The organism is Streptosporangium album (assembly GCF_014203795.1).
Lineage (GTDB): Bacteria > Actinomycetota > Actinomycetes > Streptosporangiales > Streptosporangiaceae > Streptosporangium > Streptosporangium album.
In genome coordinates this window covers 126,363-140,772 of sequence record NZ_JACHJU010000007.1, presented here as the reverse complement: position 1 = coordinate 140,772, position 14,410 = coordinate 126,363, and the positions used below count along the sequence as shown (strand labels likewise).

The following is a 14,410-nucleotide window of genomic DNA, read 5'->3' as shown; positions in this document are numbered from 1 at the left end:
ACCTACCGGGTCACCGACGGAGGGGCCGCGGGAGTGAAGCGGAATACGCGCTCGGCGTTACCGCGCAGGATCTTGTACTGGACCTCAGGAGCGAGGCCGGCGAGTCGCTCGCGGGCCAGCTTCATGCAATCGGGCCAGGTTGAGTCGGAGTGCGGGTAGTCCGTCTCGATCATGACGTTGTCCTCGCCGATCACGTCCAGGTTCCTGAGTCCGTGGATGTCATCGATGAAGCAGCCGAAGACGTGGTCGAGGTAGGTCTGGCGAATATCGAAGGTCGCCAGGTCCAGAGACCCGGACTCATGCGCGCCCTCCAGGGACCCGCCGAACGACTCGCCGCGCAGGACCCAGCCGCGCTGGTTCTCGATGACCTGCTCGGCGCGCTCCAGGAAGTACGGGATCCAGCCGATGCTTCCCTCGGAGAGGGCGATCTTGAGGCCCGGGAAGCGACTGAACACGCCGCTGAACAGCCACTCCAGCATGGCGCCCGACGTTCGTGTCGCTCCCCAGGCCATGTTGGCCATGAAGGGCGAGATCGGGCTGATCTTCGGCATCGTCGAGGACGAACCGACATGCATACAGACGACGAGCTCCGCCTCCTGCGCTGCGGCGAACAGCGGATCCCAGTATCGCTGGGGGTCGTGGATCGTCGGCAGGCCGAGCGGGGCGGGGTTCTCCGAAAAGGCCACGGCACGGGCACCTTTGGCGGCGGTCCGCTCCACCTCCTTGGCGGCCGCTCGCGGGTCCCACAATGGGACGATGACGAGGGGGATGTAACGGCCGGGAGCCGAGCCGCACCACTCGTCGATCATGAAGTCGTTGTACGCCTGGACGCAGAGGAGAGCGAGTTCCTTGTCCTGTGCCTCCCAGAACAGCTGTCCGCAGAAGCGCGGGACAGAGGGGAAGCACATCGAGGCGAGGATGCCGGATCGGTTCATGTCTTCGAGACGGGCGACGGAGTCATAGCAGCCGGCCCGCATCTCCGAGTAGGGAATCGGGTTGGGGGTGAACTCTTCCTTCCTGCGTCCCGCCGACGCCGCGAGACCGGTTGACGGTACCCGGCGGTTTTCGTAGACCCACGCCTCACCCTCGTTGTCTTTGATGAGCCGAGGCGCGACGTCCTTGTACTTGGCGGGAACTCTGTCCGTCCACACGTGCCCCGGTTCGATGACGTGATCGTCAACGGAGATCAGCCAATCGAGGTTCAGTGTCTGCGGGCTTGTCATGATCACACCAGCCTCTCGCGTGGTCTTCATGGGGCTAGACAGCCTGGCGCATCGCTTCGGCGTTCTATGCCTCATCGATGCCGACACTAGGCCGGGGACAGGGGAAAGGCAAGGTTCTATCAACCGGTCGGCTGGTAGTTATTGAAGGTCATAATCAAACGATCGACTGGTAGACAAGCCGTTGAAGGCGTGCCTACCATGACGGCGTTGAACGGAGCTGGATACCGCGTCCGTCGACGTCTGGTGGTCCACTCTGACCCTTGTGCCAAGGAGGTGGCCGTAGATGCAGCAGCTCGGGTACGGCATGTGGGATGCCGACAACCACTTGTACGAGTCCAGGGACGCGTTCACCCGGCATCTGCCGGATCACCGCAAGCGTGATCTGTTCTGGGTGACCGACGAGCGTGGCCACGAGCACATCATCGTGAACGGGAAGCTGTGGGACTACATCCCCAACCCGACCTTCGACCCGATCTCGCTCGCGGGATCCCTGACCGACATGTTCTCCGGGGAGAAATCCAAGGCCCAGGTACACATGGACGGCTTCAAGGTCGTGGAGCCGCTCTCGCTGCGGCCGGAGTACCAGAACCGCGACAAGAGAATCGAACGGCTCGACCAGCAGGGAATCGAGGCGTGCATCCTCTTCCCGACCGCCGTGTCGGGCCTGGAGGAGTGGACCCGCGACGACGTGAAGCTGACCTTCGACCTGCTCTGGGCCTTCAACCGGTGGCTGGAGGAGGAGTGGGGCTTCGCCTACCGCGGCAGGATGCACGCGACCCCGGTGATCTCGCTGGCCGACCCGGACGAAGCCGTCAGGATGCTGGATTGGGTGCTTGAGCGCGGCGCACGAGCCATCGACCTGCGGTCGGCTCCTGTCCCGACAGCGAAGGGTTACCGCTCACCGGGCGACCCCATCTTCGATGCGTTCTGGGCGCGGGCCGCGGAGTCGGGCATTCTGGTCTGCGTGCACGCCGGCGAGAGCGGGTACTACCGCTACTCCGGCGACTACACCGGCCGGTACGAGTTCAAACCGTTCCGCACGACCGCGTTCGAGCATATCTATCACCATGGCCGGCCGATCATGGACTTCTTCGCCGCGATGGTGTGTCACGGTGCGATCACCCGGCATCCGAGCCTGCGGTTGGTGTCGGTGGAGAACGGCTCCGACTGGGTGGCCTGGCTGGTCAACCTGTTCAAGCTCTACTACCAGCGTTACCCGGGCTCCTTCCCCGAGGACCCGGTGACGGCGTTCGAGCGGTGCGTCTGGATCAGCCCCTTCTGGGAGGAGGATCTCACCAGCCTGACCGAGTACGTGCCGGTGGAACGGCTCCTGGCCGGCTCGGACTACCCGCACGCCGAGGGGTTGTCGGAGCCGACGGACTTCATCAAGGGCCTCACGGCCTTCAGTGAAGGGGACGCCCGCGCCATCATGCGGGACAACCTCAAGTCCATTTTGGCCGGATGATGGCTGTCGCCGCCGACCTGGTGAGCGCGCTCGACCTCAAGGAGGTCGCGGAGAACCGCTACCGCGGGGACAGCGTCGACAGCCCGGAACGGGATGTGGTCTTCGGCGGGCAGCTCATCGCACAACTCGCGATCGCCGCCGCCAAGGCCGGGGGCGGCAAGGTCGTGAGGTCCGTCCACGCGCTGTTCGCCAGGACGGCCGTCAAGAGCAAGCCTCTCGAATTCGAAGTAGATCTCCTGCACTCGGGGCGGTCCGTGTCGAGCGCCACGACGACGGTCCGCCAGGGTGATCGCCTTTGCGCTCGCGCGCTGGTGCTGCTCGCCGCGCATGACCGCGATCTCATCCGGCACAGTGTGGCGATGCCCCGCGTGGATCCCCCCGAGACCCTGGAATCCGTGATCGACCCCTTCAGCGGACGCGACATCCGCATCGCCGGAGGCGCCGACATCATGGATCCCGACACGGTCGGTCCCGCTGAGCTGTCGGTCTGGACCCGGCTGCCTGGTGCGCCCGACGACCTGGCGATCGGGCAGGGCATTCTCGCGCACGCCAGTGCGAGCTTCCTCATCGGTACGGCCATGCGGCTGCATCGCGGTTTCGGACAGGCCGCGGCCCACGACCGGTTCTCCACGGGGATCCTCGGCCACGGCATCACCTTCCATGAGGAGTTCCGCGCAGGCGAGTGGATCCTGCTCGTGCAGGAGAGTCCTTACGCGGGGAACGGCTGCTCGTACGGCCGCGGGCAGGCGTTCACGCGGGACGGCCGACTCATCGCGTCGTTCAGCGAGGACAGCATGATCCGTCACTTCCCTGGGGGCCAGTCCATGGATGGGAAGAAGGCCACCATTCTCTAAGGAGCCAAATGGACTTCACCTTCACCTCCGCCGAGGAAGCGTGGCGCGAGGAGGTCAGAGACTTCTTAGATAAAGAACTGCCTCCGGACAAGGGCTTCAATCACGAGTTCACCGAGGATGAGGAGCTGTGGGAGTTCGCCCTGCAGTTCACCAGGAAGGTCGGGGAGAAGGGCTGGATCGGGCTCACCTGGCCGAAGGAGTACGGCGGGCTCGGCAGATCACTCACCGAACGGCTGATCATGGCCGAGGAGTTCGCGTTGCGCGACGCCCCGATGGTCAACATGATCGGGTACGGCCTGGCCGCGGGCACGCTGCTCGTCGGCGGTACGGAGGAGCAGAAGAAGAGGTTCCTTCCTGAGATCGCGCGTTTCGACAGGTTCTGGGCAGAGGGACTGTCCGAGCCCGGGGCGGGATCGGACCTCGCCTCGCTCACCACGCGGGCGGTCCACAGGGGAAGTGATTGGGTGGTCAACGGCCAGAAGACCTACACCACCTGGGGCCACCGTGCCGATGTGATGTATCTGGCCGCACGCACCGACCCGGACGCGCCGCGACATCAGGCGATCAGCATCTTCTGCGTGGACTTGAAGTCGCCTGGGGTCTCCTTCTCACGGCTGGACAACCTCGGCGGTGGCCGGCAGAACCACACGTACTTCGACAACGTGCGGATCCCCGGCGACATGCTCCTGGGAGAGGTGGGCAAGGGCTGGTCGTACATCATGAACGCCTTCTACCAGGCGGCCGCGATCTCAGCGCGGTACTGCGAGCTGCAGCGCATGCTGGACCTGGTGGTGGACCGCTGCCGGACCGCGACCCGCGGTGGCCGGCCTGCGCTCAAGGACCCCATCGTGCGATCGAAGCTCGCAGAGCTGGCGCTGATGGTCGACACCGAGCGGCTACTCGCCTACGAGGCGCTCGGCGATGCGCGCAATCACCGACAGCCCGCCTACGCCGGAGCCCTCGGCATCGTGGTCCACAAGGAGCACCAGCCGCGGTTCGCGCAGCTGATCAACCAGATCGTCGGGCCGCTCTGCCAGTTGACGACGGGTACGCGGTGGGCGCCGATCAACGGTGACCCCGAGGCGTGGTACCGGGCTTCGTATGCCAACCACGCGGGTGGAACCTCGCAAGTGAAGCGCATGGTGTTGGCAACCAGGGGCCTCGGCCTCCCCCGATAGGAGTGTGGAATGGACGTCGCGCTTGACGAGCGTCACATCGCGCTGGGGAAGGTCGCCCGCGCGCTGTTCGAGACCCGGTGTCCGCTGGACATCGTGCGCCAGTTGGAGGTGCATGAGCTGGGGTACCTGCCCGAGCTGTGGCGCGAGATGGCGAATCTGGACTGGCTCGGCATGAGCTACCCGGAGTCGGCAGGCGGCGCCGGCGCGGGGATCACCGACCTGGCCGTGCTGTACATCGAGATGGGCCGGGCGCTCATCCCCAGCCCTCATTTGTCGTCCGCGGTGATCTGCGGACACATCCTGGTCGCGGACGCCTCTCGTGGTGACCTGGTGGCGGAGATGATCGCAGGAGAGGCGATCCTGGCTCCCGCACTCGTTGAGGAGTCCGGCGAGTTCGGGCCGCACGCGATCACGTTGCCGGCGACACCGTCGGGCGCCGGCTACCGCCTTTCCGGTACGAAGCTGCTGGTCCCGTACGCCCACGTGGCCCGACATCTGCTGGTCTCCGCTCGCACACCCGACGGTGTCACGCTATTCCTGGTCGATCCGGCCGCTGCGGTCCTGGAGCAGCTGCCGAACATCGCCGGATATCCGCTGTTCGCCGTGACCTTCGACGGCGTCGAGGTCGGGCCGGATGCGATCGTCGGCACCGTGGGACGTGGGCACGATCTGCTCGGTCCCGCACTGGATCGGGCCACCGTGCTCCGCTGCGCCGAGATCGCGGGCGCGGGGGAGGCGCTGCTGGACATGACGGTGACCTATGCCAAGCAGCGTGAGCAGTTCGGTCAGCCCATCGGCCGCTTCCAGGCCGTCCAGTACCTCTGCAGCGACATCGCCATCGACTCCCATCTGACGACCCTGTTGTCACGGCGGGCAGCATGGACGCTCGACCAGGGTCACCCCGGGCGGGCCGAGGTGGCGGCGGCGAAGGCGTACGCGAGCCGGGCCGCGCAGCATATCGTGCACTGCGCCCACGAGATCTATGCGGGGATGGCCTTCATGCTGGAGGCCGATGTCCAGCTGTTCACCCGTCGCGCCAAGCACTGGGAGTTCGATCTCGGAGACGCCGACTACCACGACGACGTCCTAGCCGGGCTGCTTGAGACCGGCTAGCTAGCGCGTGTGCCCCCACGGTCCACTGGAACGTCCACGCGGGCTGGGGCTGCCTTACCTGGACAGCGGACTTCAAGGGCGCGGCGCCCCATCATCTTCCAGCGCGAGCACTTCGCGCGGACGCTACGAGATTTCACCACTGACCCGGGGATCACCATCGTCCGTCCTGAGGGAGAGCAAATCTCATGAGACTCCATCTGATTCCGCTGGTCGCTGGACTGGTCGCCGCCACGGCTGCGTGCGGGGGCGGTAGCCGTGCGGCATCCACCGGCGACACCATCAAGATCGCCGCGCTGGTCAACCAGACCGGCCCTCTGGCCCAGAAGGGCGTCACGAACAACCTGCAGATGGCTGTCGACGAGATCAACGCGGCCGGCGGGGCGAGCGGGCGCAAGGTCGAGCTGAAGTTCTACGATCTCGGCGGAATCACGCCGCAGCAGGGAAGGGCGGCGGCGCAGAAGGCCCTTGCGGACACGCCGAACGCGCTCATCGGACCAACGGTGTCGGCGCAGACCAACGCCTTCCTCGATCTGCTCCCGGCGGTGAAGGTGCCGCTGATCAACGCATCGGCCCAGCGCGAGAGCGACCCCGGACAGCCCAAGGGCAATGAGTGGACCTTCCGTATCTACCACCGCACGGACCGGATGGCCGAGGCCATCTCCCGCGCGACCGCGGAGACGCTGAAGGCCAAGAACGTGGTCGTGACCCATTCCACGGACGACACCTCCACACACGTGAAGGACTTCGTCGTCAAGGACCTTGAGGCGAAGGGGGTCACCGTTCGCGACGTGGTCTCCTACGCTCCTGATGCCACCGATCTCACAAACTCGGCACTGGCGACCCGCGGCGCGGACGCAGTGGTGGCTCTGGGCTATCCGCAGCCGCTGGCCCTGCTGGTGAAGCAGATGCGGGCCAACGGGATCATGGTTCCGATAGTGTTCGACCAGGGGGCCGAAGCAATCGTTCGAGGACGCCTGGTCTCCGGCCAGGACCTCACCAACACCAGCGTCCTGATGGCGTGCGCTCCGACCGTGACACAGAACGTCGACCCGGTCGCCAAGGCCTTCGTCGACAAGTTCACCGCCACGTACCCCGGGTCGTCCATCAACGGCTACTACTACGACGCGGTGAAGCTCATCGCCGAGGGTGTCAAGAACGCCGGCAGCCTCGATCCGGACAAGCTCCGAGCGGGGCTGGGCGCGATCAAGGGGTACAAGGGTGTGTGCGGCGAGGCGTCCGCCGACCCCGACCAGAACTACATCCACGAATACAAGATCGTTAAGCTGGACGGCGGCGAGGAGACCTTCGGCGGCGTCATCTCCGGTCTCACAGGCGCGTACTGAGATGGAACGCTTCCTCGCCCTCCTCCTGGCCGGGTTGTCCAGCGGCGCCGTCTACGCGCTCGTGGCCTCCGGCATCGTTCTGGTCCACAAGGCGTCGGGGGCCGTCAACTTCGCACAGGGTGATCTGCTCACCCTCGGCGCCTATGTGTATCTCGTGCTCACGGCGTACGTCGCGCCGTTGGTGGCCGTGATCCTCGCGATCGTCGTCCTGTTCCTGGTCGGTGGGGCGATCGAACGCATTGTGTTCGTGCCATTGCGGAACAAGCCCCGGCTCACTGTGGCGGTCGCGACCTTCGGAATCGCGCTCGCGATCGAGGCCGGTCTCACCGTGTGGCGGGGCTCCGACCCGCAGTCGGTGCCGTCGGCGTTCGGGAGTGGGTCCGTGAGCGTCTTCGGCGCGCTCTTGCCCGTGCTGTCGCTGTGGACGATCGCCATCACCGCACTGGTCTTCGGCGTGCTCTATGCCATCTTCCAGTACACCCAGATCGGCCGGATGGTACGGGCCTTGGCGGCGGACCGGGAGGTCGCGGTCATGTACGGGGTGTCGGCCACCGTGCTGAACTTCCTCACATTCGGACTCTCCGGAGCACTGGCCGCACTCGGCGGCGTGCTGCTGGCGCCCGCCCTCGCGCTGAGCCCGTTCCTCGGGTTCAGCATCGTGCTGTACGTGTTCGCCGCCGTCACCATCGGCGGGTTCGACAGCATGGGCGGTGTCGCCGTCGCGGCAGTCGTGCTCGGCGTGGCCCAGCAGCTGCTGACCGGCTACGTATCGAGTTCGCTGACCAACGCCTATCCCTATCTGATCATGCTCGTGCTCCTGCTGATCCGCCCGACCGGGCTGGCGCGGCCGACCATGGCCGAACGGTACTGAAGCCGGATGGCGCATGATCGAACGCAAGCCGCACAACGCCCCAGAAAGGAGGCGGATCGGTGATGGCCACGACCAAGGCCGGCCGGCCCGTGATCAGTGACGAGCCGGGCCGGGGCCGGCGCAAGACGCCCTGGCTGCCGTGGACGGGAAGCGGCACGGGACACGGGCTCGCTCCCGGCATCGTTCTTTATCTGCTGCTCGGCATCCTCATCGCATACGGCGGCGACGGATATGTCGTGAGCATCGCATCACTCGGTGCGATCAACGTCGTGCTCGCTGTCGGCTTCGCCATCGTGTACTCCCAGTGTGGCCAGTTCAGCTTCGCCACATTCGGTTTCTACGCGGTCGGCGGCTTCACCTACGCGTGGTTCGCCGGCCGAATGCCCGCCGAACTCGCGATGGTGGCAGCGGTGGCGGTGACCGCCCTGCTCGGCTACGTCGTGCGTCTTGCGACGGTACGGCTCAACCGTCTCTACTTCGCGATCGCGTCCCTGGCGATCGGAGCGCTCCTGACGATCGTCCTGGTGAACTGGCCGGCACTGTCCGGGGGTGCGTCCGGCATCGGCCCGGTGCCTGTGCTCACCTTCGGACTGGTCGACGAGACCGACTACGCCGGGGTCTTCCTGGTGGCCTGGGTTCTGTCGGCGGTGGCGGTGACGGTTGGCGGACTGCTGTATCGCTCGGCCTGGGCACGCGATCTGCTCATGGTGCGTGACCTGCGGCAGATCGCACAGAACGACGGCATCGCAGTACGCCGGCTGGAGCTGGAGTCCTATACCGTCCACGCGGCCTTCACCGGGCTGGCGGGTGTCCTGCTCGCCGACACCAACAAGTTCATCTCCGTCGCGTCGTTCGACGTCTCGGTCGCGCTTCAGGTGCTGATCATGGTCGTCCTCGGTGGAGCGGGCCGCGTCATCGGCCCCGTGATCGGTGCGGCCGTGATCACCCTTCTCCCTGAGCTCCTGCGCGGGGCCAGCACGTGGTCGGGTGTGGTGTACGGCCTGCTGATGCTTGTCGTCCTGGTGGCATTGCCCGAGGGAGTCCTCGGGCTGTGGGATCGGCTCAAGGCGTGGCTGCGACCACGCTTCGGTGGTGGGGAGGTGGCTCGATGAGTGGTCTCCAGGTGCGCGACCTCAGTGTCCACTTCGGCGGGGTCTACGCGCTGAAGGGCGTCGCGTTGAACGTTCCTTCCGGGGTGTGCGTGGGTCTGACCGGTCCGAACGGATCCGGCAAGTCCACCCTGGTGAACGCGGTGACCGGGGTCGTCGATGCGAGGGGGGATGTGCGTGTCGACGACCGGCCGCTGCCGTTGTCCCGGCCTGGCCGCGCAGCCCGTCTCGGGCTCCGCCGTACCTACCAGACACCCCGCGTGCACGATGAGCTCACCGGGCTGGAAAACGCCTGCGCCGGCCATCACGTCATGACAGGGCGTATGGTTACCGGCGCTCTCCTGAGCAGATTCAGGTCGGCGAGGGCCGAGCGGGATCGGCGGCGGGACGCGATGGCCGCCCTGGGCCGGGTCGGTGGCGATTCCGCGGCGCCCGTGCGCGGGTCGGCGATGCCGTACGGACAGCGAAGGCTCGTAGAGCTGGCCCGTGTGCTTGTCGGCGAGCCTCGGGTGTTGCTGCTGGACGAGCCGAGCGCAGGGCTGAACGACGTCGAGACGGAGGCTCTGTGCCGCCTTATCCGCGAACTCACCGACACGGGTGTCGCGGTGTTGCTGATCGAACACCGGATCGGGCTGCTCAACGAGGTCTGTGACCAGCTGGTGGTTCTGGAGGAGGGCGTCACGATTCATCAGGGTGCTCCCCGTGATGTCTGGCGTCATGATCGTGTACGCGCGGCTTACATCGGAGACCTGAGCGATGCTGGAGCTTGAGAAACTTTCGGTGTCCTACGGCCCGGTCCGGGCCGTCAACGAGCTGAGCCTGAGAGTGCCGTCGGCGGGTGCCGTCGCGATCCTGGGCCCGAACGGTGCGGGAAAGACCTCGACGCTGCGGGCGATTTCGGGGCTCGTCCCGCATGGAGGCGCGGTGCTGCTCAACGGCCGGAAACTCTCCGGCCGGTCGCCCAGGGAGATCGCCCGCACCGGGGTCATCCAGGTGCCCGAGGGGCGGCGGGTCTTCGGCAGCCTCAGCGTCGAGGAGAACCTGCACGTCGGCATGGTGGCCGGACGGGGCCGCGAGCGGCGATTCTCCATCTCCGATGTCTATGACCTGCTTCCGGCGCTCGCCAGGATGCGGGGCCGAGCCGCCTGGGCGCTGTCAGGCGGCGAACAGCAGATGCTGGCGGTCGGGCGAGCCCTGGTGGCGTCCCCAGAGGTCCTGTTGCTCGATGAGCCGTCGCTGGGCCTCGCGCCGGCCGTCGCCGATCGCATCTATGACACATTTCGACAGCTCAAGGGTTCGGTGGGGCTCGTGATCGTGGAGCAGATGGCCGCACGAGCCCTCGCCGTCGTCGACGAGGTCTTCGTCCTGCGTGAAGGGGAGACCGCCGGAGCGGGCGCGGCGACGGAGTTCGCCGACCCGGTCAGGCTGGCCCGCCTGATGATCGGTGTCCACGAGGACGACGCTCACCCGGCGTCGTGAGGATCTGCTCTGGGAGGCTTCGATGGGATCGTTCGAATTCGCGCCGGCGCCGGAACAAGGGAAGCTCACGTCCTTCTACGACCGGAACGGGTATCAGTCACCGGCGCTGATCGCCCCGTTGATGCGGCGGAACAAGCGCGAGTTCGGTGCCTTGCCCGCAGTATTCGACGGTGAGGTCACCTTGACGTGGCGGGAACTGATCGATGCCGCGGCTCGCTTCGCGGGGTTCCTGTCGTCACGAGGCGTCGGGCCCGGTGACGTCGTGACCTGGCAGGTCCCGAACTGGTGGGAATCGCTCGTGGTCGCGTATGGGATATGGGCGGCGGGGGCGATCAGCAGCCCCGTCGTGCCTATCTATCGGGAGCACGAGTTACGGGCAGTGCTCGCCGCGGTGCGCCCGGCTTGTGTAGTGGCGCCGGAGGAGTTTCGGGGGCGTCGGCACACCGAGATGATAGAGGAGGCCTGCCGAGCGTCCGGGTGGCAGCCGGCTGTGCGGGTGGTACTCCGCGGCAGGGCCACCGGCTGGACGCCGTTCGGTGATGCGATGGCGGGCAGAGGCCACCTTGCGGACGGACGGGATCCGGACGAGCCCGCCCTGGTGGGGTTCACCTCGGGAACCACCTCGGGGGCCAAGGGGGTCGTGCACAGCGTGCGTAGTTTCATCGCCTCGCCGCTGCGGTCGTCGCGCATGATGCCGACCGGCTGGACCGATCGCTCGTACATGCCCGCCCCGGTGGCACACGCCACCGGCATGCTGTCGGCGATCGCTGTTCCTTTGTTCACCGGGTCCTCCATCGTGCTGCGCGATCGCTGGGACGCCGAGCAGGCCATCGATGACATCGCCAGGTACGCGGTGACGTCGTCGGCGGGCGCCGCGGTGTTCATCCAGGAGCTCCTCGACGCGCTCGACGGCCGGGGAATGGACCGGCTCGCGTTGCCAGGCGGCTACCCCTGTGGCGGCTCCTCGATCCCTACCTCGCTCGCTGAGGCGGCGGAGGCTCGAGGGTTGATTCCCGCCCGATCGTTCGGGATGACGGAGTGCCCCGGGGTTACGGGAAGCAGTCCGCGGCTGGATCCTCCGGAGATCAGGCTGGCGACGGATGGCTGGGTCGCCGCCGGATGTGAGGTACGCGTCGTCGGAATGTCAGGAGAGGACGTCGCCGTCGGCGAGGCGGGGGAGTTCTGGATCCGGGGTCCGCAGATGGCGCTCGGATACATCGACCCAGAACATACCCGCGAGGGATTCGACGAGGCGGGCTGGTTCCGGACGGGAGACCTGGGCCGTCTCCAACGCCATGACGTAGGGGACGGCGAGGTCCGCTACTCCGCCACAGTGACGGGACGGGTGAAGGAGATCATCAACCGAGGTGGCGAGAAGATCTCCGCCAGGGAGATCGAGGACGTGCTCGTGCGGCACCCGGCGGTGGCGGAGGCGGCGGTGGTCTCGGCGCCACATGACCGGCTGGGCGAACAGCCGGCGGCGTTCGTGCTTTTCCGGCCGGAGATCGAGGTCGGCTTCGAGGATCTGGCGGCCTTTCTGAAGTCCACGGGGCTTGCACCGCAAAAGATCCCGCAAGTCTGGCGGCACGTGCACGAGATGCCCAGAACCGCGTCAGGAAAAGTCATGAAGCACGTTCTGCAGTCGCAGTTTGCCAAACCACCGGTTGGTTGAGAAAGTTGGCAGCGACACCTCGCTGACCAGGGCTCTACCTTGATGTGCAAGGGAGTGGAGATGTTCAACGGGCTTCGCGTGCTGGAAGTGGCGACCTGGACACTCGTTCCGGCGGCAGCTGCCGTGCTCGCGGACTTCGGCGCCGACGTGATCAAGATCGAGCATCCGGTCCGCGGTGACCCCCAGCGTGGGTTGGCCACCGGCGGAGTGGCGCCGAGCCTCAACGGAGTCAGCGTCACGATGGAACAGACCAACCGCGGAAAACGCAGTGTCGGCCTGGATATATCCACTCCCGAAGGCCTCGCCCTGCTCTACCGGCTGGCCGAACAGTCTGATGTCTTCATGACGAGCTTTCTGCCTGACAACCGGGCCAAACTCGGCATCGACGTGGGTCACATCCGAGAGGTGAACCCCGACATCATCTACGTACGAGCGGACGCCGTGGGGCGTAGCGGGCCGGATGCCGGAAAGCCGGGATACGACATGAGCGCCTTCTGGGCGCGTGGCGGCATCGCCCACGCTCTCACCGACCCGGCATGGGATCACCCGGTACGGCAGCGGCCCGGCTTCGGCGACAAGACCGGTGCCATGAACATCGCCTTCGGTGTGGCCGCGGCGCTGTACCGCCGGGAGCGCACGGGCACTCCTACCGTGGTCGACGTGTCCCTCCTCGGCACCGCCCTGTGGGTGAACTCCAGCGATGTCGTGTATTCCAAGGCGATCGGCGGGGACTTCAGCCGCAAAGAGATCAAAGTCACCAATCCCATCGGGCATTACTACCGAACCGCCGACGGCCGCTGGATCGCCCTCCTCATGCTGGAGTCCGACCGGTGGTGGGCACCGTTGTGCCGGCACATCGGGCGGGAGGACCTGCTGTCCGATTCCCGATTCGGGGACGCGGCCGGCCGTACGGCCCACGCGGCCGAATGCGTGCGGGAGCTCGCTGTCACCTTCGCCTCGGCCACGCTGGCGGAATGGCGGGAACGACTCGCGCCGCTGAAGGGGCCGTGGGAGGCGATGCTCACGCTGCCCGAGGTGCTGGAAGATCCGCAGGTGGTGGCGAACGGCTACATCGCCGACGTCAAGCATCCGTCCGGGCAGGACGTGACGCTCGTGCGTGCGCCGGTCCAGTTCGACGGTGAGCTGCCGGATCTGCGGAGCGCTCCCGAGGCGGCGGCGCACACGGAGGAGGTGCTGATCGAGCTGGGCTACTCCTGGGAGGAGATCGGTCAGTACAAGGAGTGCGGGGCGATCGCGTGAGCGCGACGAGCCTGCTGACCGGCAAGACCGTCCTCGTCTCGGGCGTGGGGCCGGGCCTCGGGAGACAAATCGCGGGTGCGGCATGCGCGGCGGGCGCATCGGTGATGCTCGGCGCCCGATCACGCGATTACCTGGAGGAGGCGACCGCGGAGTTGCGCACGGCCTCCGGTAAAGCCTCTTTCCGGGTTTGCGACGTGACCTCCGACGAGCAGTGCCATGCCGTCGTCCAGGCGGTCGAAGAGGAGTTCGGCGGGCTCGACTGTGTGGTAAACAATGCCTTTGCCGTGGCTCCGCACGGGCTAACCCTTGAAAATGAGGATCTCGACGAGTGGCGTCAGTCGTTCGAGGTAAACTTTTTCGGGGCACTCGGGCTGACCAAGGCGGCCATTCCCGCGCTCCGGCGCAGCGGCGGCGGGACGGTGGTCTTCATCGGCTCGCAAATCGTCCGCCGGGTTTTCGCCGGTCGCGGTCCCTACGCCAGTTCAAAGGCGGCGTTGCTCACGGCCTCGCGCGTTCTGGCGAAGGAGGTGGGACCCTATGGAATACGAGTCAACACGGTCGTCCCCGGGCGGATGTGGGGGCCGTCTCTGCGGAAATATCTGGATCGCCTGGCGGTGGAACGGGGCACGTCTGCTGAGACGGAGCGCCAACGCATGGTAGCCGATGTCGCGTTGCCCAGCCTGGTCACTGATGAGCAGTGTGCGGGCACGGTCGTCTTCCTCGCCTCCGATCTGTCCGCGGGGATTACCGGCCAGACCATCGATGTGAACGCGGGTGAGACGTTGAACTGACGGTCCCCACGTGAAATCCAAAACGTCAACAATGCAAGGAAAGCTGGTTATC

13 protein-coding genes are annotated in these 14,410 nt (G+C 66.5%); 12 read left to right on the top strand and 1 reads right to left on the bottom strand.

All coding sequences use genetic code 11. The features are described from left to right. Positions 1 to 2: 2 nt before the first annotated feature. The gene (locus tag FHR32_RS41395) at positions 3 to 1,223 is read right to left on the bottom strand and encodes an amidohydrolase family protein (protein ID WP_184760063.1); all 1,221 of its coding nucleotides are present in this window, start codon (positions 1,221 to 1,223) and stop codon (positions 3 to 5) included. A 283-nt stretch (positions 1,224 to 1,506) separates the two neighbouring features. On the opposite strand from FHR32_RS41395, the gene FHR32_RS41390 reads away from it, so the two are divergent. The 12 genes from FHR32_RS41390 to FHR32_RS41335 all read left to right on the top strand — a co-directional run bounded on the left by FHR32_RS41390 (position 1,507) and on the right by FHR32_RS41335 (position 14,358). Next, positions 1,507 to 2,688, top strand: coding sequence for an amidohydrolase family protein (locus FHR32_RS41390; protein ID WP_184760062.1), 1,182 nt, complete (start codon positions 1,507 to 1,509; stop codon positions 2,686 to 2,688). Beyond that, positions 2,685 to 3,542 (top strand): acyl-CoA thioesterase, encoded by an 858-nt coding sequence (locus FHR32_RS41385; protein ID WP_184760061.1) that lies wholly within the window; start codon positions 2,685 to 2,687, stop codon positions 3,540 to 3,542. The genes FHR32_RS41390 and FHR32_RS41385 overlap by 4 nt, the downstream gene beginning before the upstream one ends. Positions 3,543 to 3,550: 8 nt before the next feature. Next, positions 3,551 to 4,720 carry an acyl-CoA dehydrogenase family protein gene (locus FHR32_RS41380; RefSeq protein ID WP_184760060.1) on the top strand — a complete coding sequence of 390 codons (1,170 nt, stop codon included), beginning with the start codon at positions 3,551 to 3,553 and terminating at the stop codon, positions 4,718 to 4,720. A gap of 9 nt (positions 4,721 to 4,729) precedes the next feature. Beyond that, complete coding sequence (locus FHR32_RS41375; RefSeq protein ID WP_184760059.1) at positions 4,730 to 5,833, top strand: acyl-CoA dehydrogenase family protein; 1,104 nt, start codon at positions 4,730 to 4,732, stop codon at positions 5,831 to 5,833. Between the two features lie 185 nt (positions 5,834 to 6,018). Further along, complete coding sequence (locus FHR32_RS41370; protein WP_184760058.1) at positions 6,019 to 7,176, top strand: ABC transporter substrate-binding protein; 1,158 nt, start codon at positions 6,019 to 6,021, stop codon at positions 7,174 to 7,176. A 1-nt stretch (position 7,177) separates the two neighbouring features. Further along, a complete protein-coding gene (locus FHR32_RS41365) occupies positions 7,178 to 8,047 on the top strand; it encodes a branched-chain amino acid ABC transporter permease (RefSeq protein ID WP_184760057.1) in 870 nt (289 codons plus the stop codon). A 62-nt stretch (positions 8,048 to 8,109) separates the two neighbouring features. Next, a complete protein-coding gene (locus tag FHR32_RS41360) occupies positions 8,110 to 9,159 on the top strand; it encodes a branched-chain amino acid ABC transporter permease (protein WP_184760056.1) in 1,050 nt (349 codons plus the stop codon). Continuing rightward, the gene (locus FHR32_RS41355) at positions 9,156 to 9,926 is read left to right on the top strand and encodes an ABC transporter ATP-binding protein (protein WP_184760055.1); all 771 of its coding nucleotides are present in this window, start codon (positions 9,156 to 9,158) and stop codon (positions 9,924 to 9,926) included. The genes FHR32_RS41360 and FHR32_RS41355 overlap by 4 nt, the downstream gene beginning before the upstream one ends. Continuing rightward, positions 9,913 to 10,635 (top strand): ABC transporter ATP-binding protein, encoded by a 723-nt coding sequence (locus FHR32_RS41350; RefSeq protein ID WP_184760054.1) that lies wholly within the window; start codon positions 9,913 to 9,915, stop codon positions 10,633 to 10,635. The genes FHR32_RS41355 and FHR32_RS41350 overlap by 14 nt, the downstream gene beginning before the upstream one ends. Before the next feature lie 22 nt (positions 10,636 to 10,657). Beyond that, the gene (locus tag FHR32_RS41345) at positions 10,658 to 12,307 is read left to right on the top strand and encodes an AMP-binding protein (protein ID WP_184760053.1); all 1,650 of its coding nucleotides are present in this window, start codon (positions 10,658 to 10,660) and stop codon (positions 12,305 to 12,307) included. 60 nt (positions 12,308 to 12,367) lie between these two features. Then, complete coding sequence (locus FHR32_RS41340) at positions 12,368 to 13,567, top strand: CaiB/BaiF CoA transferase family protein (RefSeq protein ID WP_221466918.1); 1,200 nt, start codon at positions 12,368 to 12,370, stop codon at positions 13,565 to 13,567. Beyond that, positions 13,564 to 14,358, top strand: coding sequence for an SDR family oxidoreductase (locus FHR32_RS41335; RefSeq protein WP_184760051.1), 795 nt, complete (start codon positions 13,564 to 13,566; stop codon positions 14,356 to 14,358). Before FHR32_RS41340 ends, FHR32_RS41335 begins: the two co-directional genes overlap by 4 nt. Positions 14,359 to 14,410 lie beyond the last annotated feature (52 nt).